This window comes from Streptomyces sp. 3N207 (assembly GCF_052246355.1).
Classification (GTDB): Bacteria; Actinomycetota; Actinomycetes; order Streptomycetales; family Streptomycetaceae; genus Streptomyces.
Window position 1 is genome coordinate 74,120 of sequence record NZ_JBQQBV010000019.1, and the last position, 14,271, is coordinate 88,390.

A 14,271-nucleotide genomic window follows, 5' to 3' on the forward strand; every position below is an offset into this window, starting at 1 on the left:
AGGCCCGGGTAGCTGGGGAGCTACCCGGGCCCTCGCGTATCCACAACCTCCCGGTCCGCTGCCGCCACATGACCCCCTGGCGCCGCACGGGGGTGCGGGCACCGCCGTACGTTGTGGTCGTCGAACGCTTGGAGAACTCCATGCCCCTCCCCGACAGCCCCGCCGGTGACACCGCACTGCACCGGGCGCTCGGCGTGCTCGCCGGGGACCCCGCGGGCAACGGCAAGGTGGTCGCCGAGCGCGCCGACACCACCGTCGTACGGGCCGGGGACCGGGTCGCCAAGGCGCACGCACCCGATGCCGAGGTGGCGCCGCTGGACATACGGGTGCGGATTGCGGCTGCCGCGACGTATCAGGGCGTGCTGCTGCCCCCCGTCTCGGACAGCGGGACGGTGTCGCTGCCGGGCGGCCGGGTCGGCAGCGTCTGGCCGTACGGAGCCCCGGTGGACCCGGGCGACGCGGCCGCCGCCCCCTGGGAGGCGGCGGGCGAGCTCCTGGCCCGGCTGCACCTTGCGCCGCTCCCCGCAGCCGCCCAACTTCCCGGCCCCCTGCCGCCGATGCGCGGACCCGCCAAAGCCCGCCGTGCCCTGACGCGGATGCGGAACGCCCCGCCGGGCGCGCACACTGCGGCGGCCGAAGCCGTCGAGCGTGCCTGGGCCGCGCTGCCGCCGTGGTGCCGGGACGAGGAGCCGCCGCCCGAGGCCCACACCCTCTGCCACGGCGACTTCCACCTCGGCCAGCTCGTGCGGCACCCGCCGCCCGACGGCCCCTGGCACCTCATCGACGTCGACGACCTCGGCCTCGGCGACCCCGCCTGGGACCTGGGCCGCCCCGCCTGCTGGTACGCGGCCGGGCTCCTCCCGCCCGCCGAGTGGGAGCGCTTCTTCGACGCGTACACCCGTACGGTCCGGGCCGCCGGTGCGCTCCGCGCAGGCAGCACGCTGCGGGGTCTGGCAGGTGCCGACCCGTGGGCGTATCTCGACCCGGCCGCCCGTGCGTTGACGGTTCAGAGCGCGGCACTCGGCGTCGCCAAGGCCCGTACGGAGGGCCGGTCGCTGGACGAGGCGGAGGAGGCGTGCGTGGCCGCATGCGCCCGGATCGCGGCGCTTATCGAATGGACCGAACTCCCCGCGCCGCAGCGGTCGTCGGACGGATGCTCTTCTCCCGCCCTCGAAGGCACACGAAAGAGGGCCCCGGCGGAACCGCCGGAGCCCTCTTTGCGCTGGTGGACGATACTGGGATTGAACCAGTGACCTCTTCCGTGTCAGGGAAGCGCTCTCCCGCTGAGCTAATCGTCCGTGCGCGGTACTGGGATTGAACCAGTGACCTCTTCCGTGTCAGGGAAGCGCTCTCCCGCTGAGCTAACCGCGCGGAAGGTCCGGTGGTCACCGGACCCGGTGGACGATACTGGGATTGAACCAGTGACCTCTTCCGTGTCAGGGAAGCGCTCTCCCGCTGAGCTAATCGTCCTTGGAGGTGGAGACGGGATTTGAACCCGTGTAGACGGCTTTGCAGGCCGTTGCCTCGCCTCTCGGCCACTCCACCAAGTGCGGGGGCCCGGGAGGTCCCCCACGTCGAGCGGACGACGAGATTCGAACTCGCGACCCTCACCTTGGCAAGGTGATGCTCTACCAGCTGAGCCACGTCCGCAGTGCCTTTCCCAGGCCGCGCCCGGGAGGCAGTCCCCGGGGCGCTTGCGCCTCGGCGACGTGTTGAACTTTAGCGGATTCCCGGGCCAGCTCAAATTCCGTTTCCGCAGCGTGGCCGCCCAGCGGCCCTCATAGACTCGAAACCGTGTCCGATCCGACCCCGCTCGCCCGTTTGGGCGGCTGCCTTGCCACCGACCTCCGCGACGTGACCAGCGATCCCGAGGCTCTCGACTCCTCGGGCTGGTGGGCCGTCGTCGCCGACTACGAGGGCGGGCTGTGCTGCGCCCGCTTCGGCGACGTACGCCCCGCCCCTCTCCCCGCACCGGTGCCGGGCCGCTGGCGGGGCCCCGCGGCCGGCAGCTGGGTCAGCTCCCTGGACCGCGCCGGCTACACCGAGGGCGTGCGGCGGATCCGCGCGGCCATCGGTACGGGCGACGTCTACCAGGTCAACCTCTGCCGCGTGCTGTCCGCACCGCTGCCCGACCCCTCCCCGGGGGCCGCCGACATCGACCAGCTCACGGCCCGGCTCGCCCTCGGTACCCCGGCGGCGTACGCGGGCACCGTGCGCCTGCCCGCACACGGTGTGGAGATCGCCACGGCCTCCCCCGAGCTGTATCTGCGCCGCACGGGACGCACCGTCGAGTCCGGCCCCATCAAGGGCACCGGCCGCTCGGCGGCCGACCTGGGGGAGAAGGAGCGGGCCGAGAACGTGATGATCACGGACCTGGTCCGCAACGACCTCGGCCGGGTCTGTGTGCCAGGCTCCATCACCGTCCCCCAGCTCTGCGCGGCCGAGCCCTACCGTGGCCTGGTCCATCTGGTCTCCACCGTCCGCGGCGAGCTGCCGGAGACCGCGGAGACACCCGGCACCGGGCCCGGGGCGTGGGCGCGGCTGCTGGGGGACACCTTCCCGCCCGGTTCGATCACCGGGGCGCCCAAGTCCAGCGCCTTGCGCCTGATCGACGAGCTGGAGACGGTGCCGCGCGGCCCGTACACCGGAGGCATCGGCTGGGTCGACGCCGACCGTGGGATCGGTGAGCTGGCCGTCGGTATCCGTACTTTCTGGATCGAGCATGACCACCCACGCCCCCTGCTGCGCTTCGGTACCGGCGCGGGCATCATCTGGGACTCGGACCCGGAGCAGGAGTGGCGGGAGACCGAACTGAAGGCTTCCCGGCTGCTCGCGGTAGCGTCGGGGGAGTACGACGGACACGAGACCGCGGCACAGGCCCGGTGACACAGCGGTCCCCAGAGGCTCCCCGAGGTGAACAGCAGTGAAGATCTGGCTCGACGGCGGACTGCGGGACGCACACAGCGCGAACGTCTCCGTGCTCGACCATGGGCTGACGGTCGGCGACGGCGTCTTCGAGACCGTGAAGACCACTGACGGCACACCGTTCGCTCTCACCCGGCATCTGCACCGGCTCGCCTCCTCCGCACGCGGCCTCGGTCTGCCCGAGCCCGACCTGGACGAGGTACGGCGGGCCTGCGACGCCGTCGTCGCCGCGAACCCCATGCCCTTCGGCAGGCTGCGGATCACCTACACGGGCGGCCTCTCCCCGCTCGGCTCGGACCGCGGCGAGGCGAAGCCCACCCTCGTCGTCGCCGTCGGCCAGGCGACCCGCAGGCCGGACACCACCTCGGTCGTCACCGTCCCCTGGACCCGCAACGAGCGCGGCGCCATCACCGGACTGAAGACCACCTCGTACGCGGAGAACGTCGTCGCGCTCGCCCGCGCCCGTCAACAGGCCGCCACCGAGGCGCTGTTCCCCAACACCCACGGGCAGCTGTGCGAGGGCACCGGCACCAACGTCTTCGTCGTCCTCGACGGCGAGTTGCACACACCGCCGCTGTCCTCCGGCTGTCTGGCGGGCATCACCCGGGCGCTGGTCCTCGAATGGGCGGGCGGCCGGGAGACCGAGCTGCCGATGGATGTGCTGGAGCGGGCCGAGGAGATCTTCGTGACCTCCAGCCTCCGCGACATCCAGGCCGTGGCGCGGCTGGACGGACGCACCCTGCCCGGCGCGCCCGGCCCGGTGACCGCCAAGGCGATGCGGGTCTTCGAGGAGCGCTCGGCGGCCGATATCGACCCGTGAACCGGTGGTGGGGCGCGACGGCCGACGGGTAGAACCGGACTGTGACGACCACCTTGCGCCCCACCGGTCCCGAGAGCCGCACCGCCGAGGGCAGGCGCTCGCGCGCGTACGAGATCTGTGTCAACTCCCGCCCGGTCGGCGCCGTCGCCCTCCTCGGCCCCGGCGAGGACGGGCCTGCCCTCGGTCGGCTGGAGCGGCTGTACGTCGACGAGGGCGAGCGGCGCCGGGGGCGGGGAACCGTCGCGGCGCTGGCGGCCGAGGAGGCACTGCGGGGCTGGGGCTGCACACATGTGGAGACGAGCGTGCCGCTGGCCGCCGACACCGACGGCAGCGGGGAAGCGGTGCCCGCGGGCGTGCACCTGCTGGGCGTACTCGGCTATACGGAACGCAGCTGTCACATGATCAAGCAGCTTGGCCGGCGGCCCGAGCTGCCGCCCGGCAGCGCGGTCCGGCCGCTGACCGAGAGGGAGTTCGACGCCTGGTGGGAAGCAGGCGCCGCGACTTTCATCGAGGGACTTGTCTCTCTCGGCTTCAGCCCTGAACAGGCCGCCGCCCGGTCCGCGGCCGTCCGGCGCACCCAACTGCCGGACGGTGCCGCCTCACCCGGGGTCGCGCTGCGGGTCCTCACCTGCGAAGGCACCGACGTCGGCTCGGTCTGGCTGGCCTTCACCGGGCTGCCCCGTACCGAAGTGGACGCCTGGGTCTACGACATCAGCGTGGTGCCCGAGCGGCGCGGGGAGGGCCATGGACGCTCGCTGATGCTGGCCGCCGAGCGCAGCTGCCTGGACGCGGGGGCCGACCGGCTCGGGCTCAACGTCTTCGCCGACAACACGCCCGCGCGGCGGCTCTACACCTCGCTGGGCTACCGCCCGGTGGAGCGCTACTTCGTCAAGACGCTGCTGTAGCCGTCCAGCTGCGGATCAGCGGCCGAGCAGCCGGTCGGCGATCTCCTCGATGCGCTCCCGCAGCCCTTCCTGGCTCTTGCCGCCGTCCAGCCGCTGCCCGTCGATGACATACGTCGGCGTTCCCGTCACCCCGATCGCCTTGCCCTCGGCCTGGTCGGCGTCCACAGCCAGCAGATGCCGGCCGTCGATCAGCGCGGAGGAGAACTCCTCGGCGTCCAGGCCCAGTTCGCGCGCCAGCTCCACCAGCAGCTCCTCGCCGCGCTCACCGAGCTGCTCGGTGCGGGCGAGCAGCGCCTCGCCGTACTCCTCGCCCTTGCCCTGCTCGTACGCCTCCTCGAACGCCTGGGCAGCGGCGTACGCGTGCTTGTTCTTCTCCAGCGGGAAGTGCCGCAGCCGGATCTCCATACCGTCGCCGTACCGCTCGCGCAGCGCCCGCAGATCGCCCTGGGCCCGGTGGCAGTCCGGGCACTGGAGATCGCACCACACGTCGAGCGTGGCGTGGGCGTCGGGGTACCTCCCGGCCGAAGGCTGGGGGAGGGAGGTGCCGGAGTCGGTGGTGTTGTCCATGGCCACAGTCTCTCAGCCCCGAGGAGGGCACCCGACCCGGAGATCTCCCTGAACCGGGCGCCCGGCCATGGCCGCCACCGCCTGCCCGGTGCGACGATGGAGACATGCTCACCACCACCGTCTGCGCCGCGCTCTCCGCGGCGGGCCTCGCCGTCGCCTTCCTGACGGCATGGCGGCGCCGCTTCGCCGCCGCGACGCGGCTCGCCGCCGTCGCGCTGGTGCCGGTCGGGCTGGCGATGTCCGGGCTGGTCGGCCTCGGCGGGAAGATCGGCAGGGCGTTCGGCAGCTGGGCGGCAGATCTGGTGCTCAAGCCCACCGTCTGGGCCGGGTTCGCCGTGCTGGCCTGCGCCGTCGTGCTGTGGACCATCGGCCGTGCCGCCGCAGGCCGTGCCGCGGCCAAGCCCGCCCGCCGGCAGTCCAGCGCCGCGGAGCCCGCTGCCGATACCCCCGCCCTCACCTCCTCCGGCCCACCCGCCACCCAGCGGAAGGCCAAGCCCGAGAAGACCAAGCAGGGCAAGGGCAAGCCCGCCGATTCCGGCGAAGACTTCTCCGACATCGAAGCCATCCTCAAAAAGCACGGCATCTGACCCCGCCGCCCCTCCCGGGCCTCCCGGGCGCCCCTAGCACGCCCAGCGGGCGGCATGCGGGGTTTTGTCGGAAATCCCCGGGAAAGGGGGCGTGCGGTCGCACGGGGTCGTAGTGGCTGAGACATGATCACGGCGAGATGGACACGACGCCGAACTCCGCGATCGAGCTCGACGAGCTGCCGCCCTCCGAGCCCAAGGGATGTCTGTACGCACTCTCCCAACCGCCGCTGATGTTGTTCCTCGCTGTGATCGCGGTGTTGCTCGGCGCCGCGGGGGTGCATGATCTGTTGCTGCTGTGAGGGCCGGACGCGCGGCAGGGCTCAGCCCCGGGTGGCTGCCCCGGTCGACTCCCGGCGGCGCGCGCGGTAGGCGGCCACATGGAGGCGGTTGCCGCAGGTGCGGCTGTCGCAGTAGCGGCGGGAGCGATTGCGGGACAGGTCGACGAAGGCGCGCCGGCAGTCCGGCGCGGAGCAGCGGCGCAGCCGGTCCCGTTCGCCGGAGACGAGGACGAACGCCAGCGCCATGCCACCGTCGGCGGCCAGATGCTGCGCGAGGGAGGCGTCGGGCGCGAAGTAGTGGACGTGCCAGTCGTAGCCGTCGTGGTCGGTGAGCTGCGGCGTCGTCCCGGCCTCCGCGACCAGCGCGTTGATCAGCCGGGCCGCCGTACGCGAGTCCTCCGCCGCGAACACCTGCGCGAAGCGCTCCCGGGCCTCACGTACGGCCCGCAGGTCGTCCTCGGTGAGCTTGCCGACGCCACTGACGTCGTTGCGCTCCACGTAGGCGCGCAGGTCCGCCACGGACACCAGCGTGTCGGGGGTGTCGCTGTCCGCCATGGTGTTCAGCAGCTCGACCACCTGGTCGAGCGCACACCGGGTGTCGTGGTTGATCTGCACGGGCCGCTCCTGCCGTGTCCGGGAACATCTCCGGCCTGATGCGGAAGCCTAGTCGCTGCGCCCCGCCCGGGAGCCGCCTGTTTCCGGCCGGTAGCCGTGGAGTTGCCGAACGCAGCGACGCCGCCGCCGCGTATCTCTACGCGGCGGCGGCGTCGCAGTGTGCCGTTACACGAAGCGGTGCCGTGGCACACGGCTGCCGGGAACCGTCGGCCGTCGCCCCGAGTCGGACGGCCGCGGTGACCGGCGGTCTCAGCTCTCGGCGAGGATGTGCGAGAGCTCGGTGTCGAGGTCGAAGTGGCGGTGCTCGGTACCGGGCGGCACGGCCGCGTCGGTCCGCTTGAGGAAGGATTCCAGTGCCCGCGCCGGGGCCTCGAGCAGGGCCTCGCCCTCCGGGGAGCTGAGGGCGATGCAGGCCACGGACTGTCCGTGGCTGCGGGACGGCCAGACTCGGACGTCCCCGGTGCCCGTGGGCCGGTGCAGGCCCTCGGCAAGGAGATCGCGGGCGAAGACCCACTCCACGGTCTCCTCGGCACCGGTGTGGAAGGTGGCGTGCACGGCGTAGGGGTCCGCCGTGTCGTACCGCAGGCCCGCTGGTACAGGCAGTGAGGACTCGCTCGAAACAACGAGGCGCAGGTGCAGCTCACAGCTCACCGTTGTGTTCATAAGCGCCAGGGCCTTTCGCTCAGTGTGCGCTCGGGGATTCGCACGTCGGCGAAATCGACATGCCACCTACGCGCCGGTTGTAAACCCCTCTGACTGATTTGTACGGAATCGAATCCTTCGTACGGCTCTTGTAGGTTTGGGATGTACGGCCGATCAAGTGAACCGGCCTGTTCGAAAGGCGTCAGGTACCTTGTCCCTCATGACTGCGGAGAGTGACGCAATGCCGCGTAATATCCGGGAGGAGAAGCCGCTCGGTTCACGCGCGCCGAGATTCGTTCAGGCTTCCCGACCGCTGCACATGAGCTGGCGCGTGGGGATCTTCCTCGTCGGCCTGGCGATCGTGGCCGGCGGCATCATCATGCTGCCCCTGCCGGGGCCCGGCTGGCTGGTGATCTTCGGCGGGATGGCTGTGTGGGCGACCGAGTTCGTCTGGGCGCAGCACGTCCTGCGGTGGACCAAGCGCAAATACCGGGAGGGCACCCAGTGGCTGAAGGATCGCCGGGCGGCGCGCAAGGAGCGCAAGCTTGCCCAACGGGCGGAGCGGCAGTCCCGCTGAGGCCCGGCCGTTGGTCATGAGCACCCGCTGACATGCGGTAATGTTGGGCGCGCCAACGGGCGATTAGCTCAGTGGGAGAGCGCTTCGTTCACACCGAAGAGGTCACTGGTTCGAACCCAGTATCGCCCACCCAGTGCACCGGGGCCCGGAAGTGATCAGCTTCCGGGCCCCGAGGCGTTTCCGGAGGGTCGGCGTGGGCCGTAACCACTACCGCTCCCATGCGGCATGGCAGCTCGCTGCTCCGCCGGCCCGGGTCTTTGCCGTACTGGAACGGGCTGAGAGATATCCCGAGTGGTGGCACCAGGTGCGCCGCATCGACCGGACCGGTGAGGACGGTGCCGAGCTGCGCATCCGGTCCGTGCTGCTGTATGAACTCTCCGTAACTCTCCGCACAATCCCGCCGCGACCGGGCGGCCGGGGTCCTCGAGATCGGGGTGAGCGGCGGTCTGCGGGGCCTGCGGGCCCTGCTGGAAAGGGGTTTGGATGAAGAGTGAGGCGCACTGTATTGTTCTGCCGTGCCGCCGCACCGAAGGCGGAACGCCCGGGGCGATTAGCTCAGTGGGAGAGCGCTTCGTTCACACCGAAGAGGTCACTGGTTCGAACCCAGTATCGCCCACCCCGTGTTCGTGTGGGATCACCTGCGCGTGAGATCGCCGGAGGCCGGACCGTCAGCAGACGGGACGGCCTCTTTTTCTGTTTCCCCGTTCTCCGCTTCTCACTTCTTCGTTTCTCCGGTTTCCGCATCTCATCTGCGAAAGCGGCCGTTTGCGGCACCGATCCGCGGTCAGGAGAAGGAGGGGAGTGGCCGGGACACGGAGAGCGTGATGCGAGTCGCCGCCGACGACGATGAGATCCACTGGAGACGCGAACTGCCCGCGAGCAATACGGCAGCCACCTGGCGTGCCCGGCAGAAGCTGAGCACGGCAGCCCGCGCGATGCTGCGCGCCGGCGCACTCGCCGCCCACCGGTCCACCGGCTTCCACGGGGCCCGCGGTGAGCGGCGGGCCGACGCGTTCACCGAAGGCGTGCGGTACGACGAGAGCTCCGAGGAGAGCCATGCGGGCCGGCTGCTGACCGCCCGCGTCACTCCCGGCCCGCAGGACGGCAGCCGGGAGCTCGCTGTGCTCAGCCGCGCCCTGCGGGCCACCGCCGACGCCGTGTGCCGCTACCGCGCCACCGGTGCCACCGAGCACTTCGACGCCGCCGTGGCGGACGGCTGCTGTGCCGAACTCACCGAGTCGCTCGGTGACTTGGTACGCGGCACCGAGGGGGTGCAGATCACCCTCGTCTGGTCGCGGACGGCCGGGACGCCGCAGGGCTGTCCGCAGCGGCCGTTGCCCGTCGTCTTCACCCCCGGCGACCTGTCCGCACTGGAGGTGGCCGGGCGGCACTACATACGTGCGGAGCCCTCCGTTCCCGTGCGGGTGACGGGCACCGTCGTACGGCTGCGTCGCGCCCGGCCCGACGGGCCCGGGTCGGTTCGGCTGGATGTGCTCGCCGGGACCGAGGTGACCCAGATACGGGCCCGGCTGGACGAGGAGGGCTACCGCCGCGCCGTCCACGCCCATCTGGCGGGGCTGCCGCTGCGGATCGCCGGGCTGCTGGAGAGCAGGGGCGGCTTCCGGCGGCTCAGTGGCGCTTACGACGTCGCCCCGGTTCCGGTGCCCGAGGCGGCGCGCGAACGGCTGCTGAAGCAGCTGCGGTACGGCCTCGACGACTTCGAGCGTGGCATGGGCGGCTGAGCGGGCCGCAACGGAGGCCCGCACCGGCCGTCGCCGGTGCGCGGTCGGGACTCCCGACCGTTTCGCGGTCGGGGGGCGTTGCTCGGTACGATTCGACGGCGCGGTATGCCCGCGTTCACGGCGTGGCGACGGCCGCGCATCCCAGGTGAGAGTCAGGAGAGACCGGTGTCAGATGTCCGTGTGACCATCCAACGCGATTCCGAGCGGGAAGAGCGCGTGGTGACGACGGGCACTACGGCCGCCGCGCTCTTCGAGGGCGAGCGCTCGGTCGTCGCCGCACGGGTCGGCGGCGAGCTGAAGGACCTCGCCCACCCGCTGGCCGACGGCGATGAAGTCGAGCCCGTCGAGATCACCAGCGACGACGGTCTGGACATCCTGCGCCACTCCACCGCGCATGTGCTGGCGCAGGCCGTCCAGGAGCTCTTCCCCGAGGCCAAGCTCGGCATCGGCCCGCCCATCAAGGACGGCTTCTACTACGACTTCGACGTCGCCGAGCCCTTCACCCCCGACGATCTCAAGCGCATCGAGAAGAAGATGCAGCAGATCCAGAAGCAGGGCCAGCGCTTCTCCCGCCGCGTCACCACCGACGAGGCGGCCCGCGAGGAGCTGACGGGCGAGCCGTACAAACTGGAGCTGATCGGCCTCAAGGGCAACGCAGCCAACGCCGCCGAAGGTGCCTCGGCCGAGGTCGGCTCCGGCGAGCTGACCATCTACGACAACCTCGACGCCAAGAGCGGCGAGCTGTGCTGGAAGGACCTGTGCCGGGGCCCGCACCTGCCCTCCACCCGGCTGATCCCCGCCTTCAAGCTGATGCGTTCCGCTGCCGCGTACTGGCGCGGCAGCGAGAAGAACCCGCAGCTCCAGCGGATCTACGGCACCGCATGGCCGACCAAGGACGAGCTCAAGCAGTACTTGGAATTCCTCGCCGAGGCCGAGAAGCGCGACCACCGCAAGCTCGGCACCGAGCTGGACCTCTTCTCCATCCCCGAGGAGCTGGGCTCCGGGCTCGCCGTCTTCCATCCCAAGGGCGGCGTCGTCCGCAAGGTCATGGAGGACTACTCGCGCCGGCGCCACGAGGAGTCCGGCTACGACTTCGTCAACACGCCGCACATCACCAAGGAGCGGCTCTTCGAGATCTCGGGCCATCTGCCGAACTACGCGGACAGCATGTTCCCGCCGCTGGAGTTCGACGAGCAGAACTACCGCCTCAAGGCGATGAACTGCCCGATGCACAACCTGATCTTCCGGGCGCGGGGACGGTCGTACCGGGAGCTGCCGCTGCGGCTGTTCGAGTTCGGCACCGTCTACCGGTACGAGAAGTCCGGCGTCGTGCACGGGCTCACCCGGGCCCGCGGGTTCACCCAGGACGACTCGCACATCTACTGCACCAAGGAGCAGATGCCGGACGAGCTGGACAATCTACTCACCTTTGTCCTCAACCTGCTCCGCGACTACGGCCTGTCCGACTTCTATCTGGAGCTGTCCACCCGCGACCCCGAGTCGGACAAGTTCATGGGCACCGACGAGGAGTGGGAGGAGGCCACCGAGGCGCTGCGGCAGGCCGCAGGCAAGCAGGGCCTGGAGCTGGTCATGGACCCGGGCGGCGCCGCCTTCTACGGGCCGAAGATCTCCGTCCAGGCCCGCGATGCCATCGGCCGTACCTGGCAGATGTCGACCATCCAGGTCGACTTCCAGCAGCCCGCCCGCTTCGGTCTGGAGTACACCGCTGCCGACGGCTCCCGCCAGCAGCCCGTGATGATCCACCGCGCGCTGTTCGGTTCCATCGAGCGCTTCTTCGCCGTTCTGCTGGAGCACTACGCGGGCGCCTTCCCGGCCTGGCTCGCGCCGGTGCAGGCGGTCGGCATCCCGATCGGCGACGACCATGTGCCGTACCTGACGGAGTTCGCCGCCGCAGCGAAGGCGAAGGGGCTGCGGATGGAGGTCGACTCGTCCTCGGACCGGATGCAGAAGAAGATCCGCAACGCGCAGAAGAGCAAGGTCCCGTTCATGGTGATCGCGGGTGACGAGGACATTGCGAACGGTGCGGTGTCCTTCCGCTACCGGGACGGCTCCCAGAAGAACGGCATCCCGCAGGAGCAGGCGATTGCGGAGATCCTGGACGCAGTGGAGCGTCGTATCCAGGTGTGAACGCGCAGTTATCGTGAGTGAGGGCGGGCCTTCCCGGGGGTCCGCCCCTCCTCGTGTCCGACGCCGGACGGCGCATAAGCTGGCGGACATGACGAGTGAGCCGGAGCAGCAGATCGGAGTGGGGGCGCCGGACCAGTTCCAGCGCCTGTGGACGCCCCACCGGATGGCCTACATCCAGGGCGAGAACAAGCCGAGCGGCCCCGGCGCCGAGGACGGCTGCCCCTTCTGCACCATTCCGGAGAAGTCCGACGCGGACGGGCTGATCATCGCCCGCGGCGAGCACGTCTACGCGGTGCTCAACCTCTACCCGTACAACGGCGGACACTTGATGACCGTCCCCTTCCGGCACATCGCGGACTACACCGAGCTGAACGAGGACGAGACGCTGGAGCTCGCGTCGTTCACCAAGCACGCGATGACCGTGCTGCGCCGCGTCTCCGGAGCGCACGGCTTCAACGTCGGCATGAATCAGGGCTCGGTCGCGGGCGCCGGTATCGCCGCCCATCTCCACCAGCACGTGGTGCCCCGCTGGGGCGGTGACACCAACTTCATGCCGGTGGTCGGCCACACCCGGGTGCTGCCCCAACTGCTGGCAGACACCCGGGCGATGCTGGCCGAGGCGTGGTGATCCCTCAGGCGTCGTGGATCAGGCGTCGTAGACGTCGGCCTTGAAGGGCTTGGCGTCCTGGACCGCGGCGCTGAGGTTGAGCGAGCGGCTGCCGAACTTCTCGACGTTGCAGCCGTTCTCCTCCAGCACCTTCATGGCCGCCGAGTGCACCACCCGCAGTACCGGTGTTGCCGCGCGCATGGCGTCATCGGCCATGAACCGGTGCCGCCAGGGCTTCTTGGCCCAGGCGTGCCGCAGGCCGAACGGCTCGGGCAGGCTGAGCTTGCCGCCGAGGTAGTCCAGCACGGGCGGGAACCAGGTCAGCGGGGCGCGCGCGGCGAGGCGTACGACCTCCCTGGTCTCCACCAGCGGGAGCTTGACCGTGCGGGTCTCCCAGAACTTGACGCTCTTGGCGACCTGCTTGGTCTTGGCCTTCGGGCCGCTGGTGAAGAGCCCGTCGACGGGGCCGAGCGCGTGCCCCGTGACCTCGATCCGCAGCGTGTGGTGCAGCACGGTGACGCTGATCAGCAGCGTGATCACCAACTGGCCGTCCCAGAGCACGAACTGGACGCCCAGATAGTGCCGGTTGCCCGCGCCGAACTGCTGCTCGTTGCAGATGCGCTGTATCTCGAAGTCCTTGATGCGGTAGCCCTCGACCTCTTGGCCGTCGGGGCGCTTGACCTCCTTGGCGCCCTCGGCGATGGGCGAGACGATCCAGTGCCGTATCGAGGGGGTGGGGAATCCGCCGGTGTGCAGCGGGCCGCGCTCCAGCATGCGGAGCTGGTCGTGGATCGCGCGGATCACGTCCCAGCTGCGGAACGGGTGGATCTCCTCGCTGCCGCGGGCGGGGGTCAGCTCTTCGGCCAGCTGCCAGCTGCCCCACCGGGTGCCCATGCCCAATATCCCCTTGGGTCCCGCGTAGTAGACGAGGTTGCTGGCCTGTTCGGCGGCGACCTTGGCCAGGCCGAGCCGGATGCGTTCGGCGCCCGCGTCGCCCGGGTCCTGGGGCACGGCTTCGGGGATCTTGGGGCCGACCCCGGCGCCGCCCAGCATGCTCTGCCAGCGGCTGCGCAGGTCCTTCGCGTACCGCTCGCAGATCTGCTTGGCCCAGAGTCCGCCGACGATCGGTGCGACGAACATGGCCCGCAGATAGATGCCCAGGAAGCCGCTGAACGGGAGCTTGATCGCGAAGAGTACGACCAGCGCTCCGACGGCGACCATCGCCACCATGCCGAGGGCGCCGGCGCGCTTGTCCTTGGAGCCGGCGATCATGCGGCGCAGCTGGAACGCCAGCAGCCACAGCAGCACTCCGGGCAGGAACAGCAGCCCGAAGAGGGTCATCACCATGGTCAGCCGCGTGTCGCGCTGTTTGCGTACCCGGGTGGCGGCCAGGCAGTGCTCGACGACGGTCTGCGGTTCGATGCCGAAGGACTGGATGATCGGCTTGCGGGCCCCGCCGAGCAGCCGGGTCTGGACGGCCCGGGAGAACGCTTCGCCGAGATTGGGTTCGAACAGCGAGAGCCGGGGCTTTTTGAAACTCGCCTCGGGGTTGGCGTCGATGAGCTTCTTGACCTCGTCGTCGCGGTACGCGGCGGAGGCGAGCGCCTGGGTCGCCGCCGTCTGGCCGCCCGATCCGGAGATGGGGACCTGGGCGCCTGGCGTGAACTCGGCCGCCACATCAGGCTGGCTGCTGAGATCGTCGAATCCGGCCACTGGGCCCCCACTCCGCTCGGATCTGGCTCGCGGCACCCGGTGCCGACCGCGCAGGTGCGGTTGGTGCCGCCGACCACGACAGACGGCTGCCCAACTGCCGTGGTCGGCACACATCTTGCCTCAGCCGCGGTGATGTTGCGACCGT

General features: G+C 70.6%; 15 protein-coding genes and 7 tRNA genes. 13 read left to right on the plus strand and 9 right to left on the minus strand.

Annotated elements, in window-relative coordinates:
- Positions 1-68 precede the first annotated feature (68 nt).
- Positions 69-1,253, plus strand: coding sequence for a phosphotransferase family protein (locus ACTWP9_RS26420; RefSeq protein ID WP_443248777.1), 1,185 nt, complete (start codon positions 69-71; stop codon positions 1,251-1,253).
- Here ACTWP9_RS26420 and ACTWP9_RS26425 read toward each other — a convergent pair.
- The 5 genes from ACTWP9_RS26425 to ACTWP9_RS26445 form a co-directional block, all read right to left on the minus strand.
- Positions 1,224-1,298: transfer RNA gene (locus tag ACTWP9_RS26425), tRNA-Val, on the minus strand. The genes ACTWP9_RS26420 and ACTWP9_RS26425 overlap by 30 nt on opposite strands.
- 1 nt (position 1,299) lies before the next feature.
- Positions 1,300-1,371: transfer RNA gene (locus tag ACTWP9_RS26430), tRNA-Val, on the minus strand.
- Positions 1,372-1,398: 27 nt separating this feature from the next.
- Positions 1,399-1,470: transfer RNA gene (locus ACTWP9_RS26435), tRNA-Val, on the minus strand.
- A gap of 1 nt (position 1,471) precedes the next feature.
- Positions 1,472-1,545: transfer RNA gene (locus ACTWP9_RS26440), tRNA-Cys, on the minus strand.
- Between the two features lie 32 nt (positions 1,546-1,577).
- Positions 1,578-1,650: transfer RNA gene (locus ACTWP9_RS26445), tRNA-Gly, on the minus strand.
- A 144-nt stretch (positions 1,651-1,794) separates the two neighbouring features.
- Between ACTWP9_RS26445 and ACTWP9_RS26450 the strand changes: the two genes are divergently transcribed.
- From ACTWP9_RS26450 to ACTWP9_RS26460, 3 genes are read left to right on the plus strand one after another with little or no spacing between them, the layout of a single operon-like run.
- Positions 1,795-2,886 carry a chorismate-binding protein gene (locus ACTWP9_RS26450; RefSeq protein WP_443248778.1) on the plus strand — a complete coding sequence of 364 codons (1,092 nt, stop codon included), beginning with the start codon at positions 1,795-1,797 and terminating at the stop codon, positions 2,884-2,886.
- A 37-nt stretch (positions 2,887-2,923) separates the two neighbouring features.
- Complete coding sequence (locus ACTWP9_RS26455) at positions 2,924-3,745, plus strand: aminotransferase class IV (protein ID WP_443248779.1); 822 nt, start codon at positions 2,924-2,926, stop codon at positions 3,743-3,745.
- Between the two features lie 41 nt (positions 3,746-3,786).
- Complete coding sequence (locus ACTWP9_RS26460; protein ID WP_443248780.1) at positions 3,787-4,650, plus strand: GNAT family N-acetyltransferase; 864 nt, start codon at positions 3,787-3,789, stop codon at positions 4,648-4,650.
- Positions 4,651-4,665: 15 nt separating this feature from the next.
- Here the strand turns inward: ACTWP9_RS26460 and ACTWP9_RS26465 are convergent, their stop codons facing one another.
- Positions 4,666-5,217, minus strand: coding sequence for a DsbA family protein (locus ACTWP9_RS26465; RefSeq protein WP_443248781.1), 552 nt, complete (start codon positions 5,215-5,217; stop codon positions 4,666-4,668).
- Between the two features lie 104 nt (positions 5,218-5,321).
- Here ACTWP9_RS26465 and ACTWP9_RS26470 point away from each other — a divergent pair, with 104 nt between their 5' ends.
- On the plus strand, positions 5,322-5,804 hold the full coding sequence (locus ACTWP9_RS26470) for a hypothetical protein (RefSeq protein WP_443248782.1): 483 nt from the start codon (positions 5,322-5,324) through the stop codon (positions 5,802-5,804).
- Between the two features lie 137 nt (positions 5,805-5,941).
- Complete coding sequence (locus ACTWP9_RS26475) at positions 5,942-6,103, plus strand: hypothetical protein (protein ID WP_177214255.1); 162 nt, start codon at positions 5,942-5,944, stop codon at positions 6,101-6,103.
- Between the two features lie 21 nt (positions 6,104-6,124).
- On the opposite strand, the gene ACTWP9_RS26480 is transcribed toward ACTWP9_RS26475, so the two are convergent.
- Both ACTWP9_RS26480 and ACTWP9_RS26485 read right to left on the minus strand, forming a co-directional pair.
- A complete protein-coding gene (locus tag ACTWP9_RS26480) occupies positions 6,125-6,697 on the minus strand; it encodes a CGNR zinc finger domain-containing protein (RefSeq protein ID WP_443248783.1) in 573 nt (190 codons plus the stop codon).
- Positions 6,698-6,946: 249 nt separating this feature from the next.
- Positions 6,947-7,360: an SsgA family sporulation/cell division regulator gene (locus ACTWP9_RS26485; RefSeq protein ID WP_026005227.1), complete on the minus strand. Its 414-nt coding sequence runs from the start codon at positions 7,358-7,360 to the stop codon at positions 6,947-6,949.
- Between the two features lie 199 nt (positions 7,361-7,559).
- Between ACTWP9_RS26485 and ACTWP9_RS26490 the strand changes: the two genes are divergently transcribed.
- From ACTWP9_RS26490 to ACTWP9_RS26520, 7 genes are all read left to right on the plus strand, one after another.
- Positions 7,560-7,916 carry a TIGR02611 family protein gene (locus ACTWP9_RS26490; protein ID WP_443248784.1) on the plus strand — a complete coding sequence of 119 codons (357 nt, stop codon included), beginning with the start codon at positions 7,560-7,562 and terminating at the stop codon, positions 7,914-7,916.
- Positions 7,917-7,973: 57 nt separating this feature from the next.
- A tRNA-Val gene (locus ACTWP9_RS26495) sits at positions 7,974-8,045 on the plus strand.
- A gap of 64 nt (positions 8,046-8,109) precedes the next feature.
- Positions 8,110-8,403, plus strand: a complete 294-nt coding sequence (locus tag ACTWP9_RS26500) for an SRPBCC family protein (RefSeq protein WP_443248785.1) — start codon at positions 8,110-8,112, stop codon at positions 8,401-8,403.
- 57 nt (positions 8,404-8,460) lie between these two features.
- Positions 8,461-8,532, plus strand: a tRNA-Val gene (locus ACTWP9_RS26505).
- Between the two features lie 208 nt (positions 8,533-8,740).
- The gene (locus tag ACTWP9_RS26510; protein WP_443248786.1) at positions 8,741-9,658 is read left to right on the plus strand and encodes a hypothetical protein; all 918 of its coding nucleotides are present in this window, start codon (positions 8,741-8,743) and stop codon (positions 9,656-9,658) included.
- A gap of 165 nt (positions 9,659-9,823) precedes the next feature.
- Complete coding sequence (gene thrS, locus ACTWP9_RS26515) at positions 9,824-11,806, plus strand: threonine--tRNA ligase (protein ID WP_443248787.1); 1,983 nt, start codon at positions 9,824-9,826, stop codon at positions 11,804-11,806.
- A gap of 88 nt (positions 11,807-11,894) precedes the next feature.
- Positions 11,895-12,434 carry an HIT family protein gene (locus ACTWP9_RS26520; protein ID WP_443248788.1) on the plus strand — a complete coding sequence of 180 codons (540 nt, stop codon included), beginning with the start codon at positions 11,895-11,897 and terminating at the stop codon, positions 12,432-12,434.
- 18 nt (positions 12,435-12,452) lie between these two features.
- On the opposite strand, the gene ACTWP9_RS26525 is transcribed toward ACTWP9_RS26520, so the two are convergent.
- A complete protein-coding gene (locus tag ACTWP9_RS26525) occupies positions 12,453-14,126 on the minus strand; it encodes a hypothetical protein (protein WP_443248789.1) in 1,674 nt (557 codons plus the stop codon).
- Between the last annotated feature and the right edge of the window lie 145 nt (positions 14,127-14,271).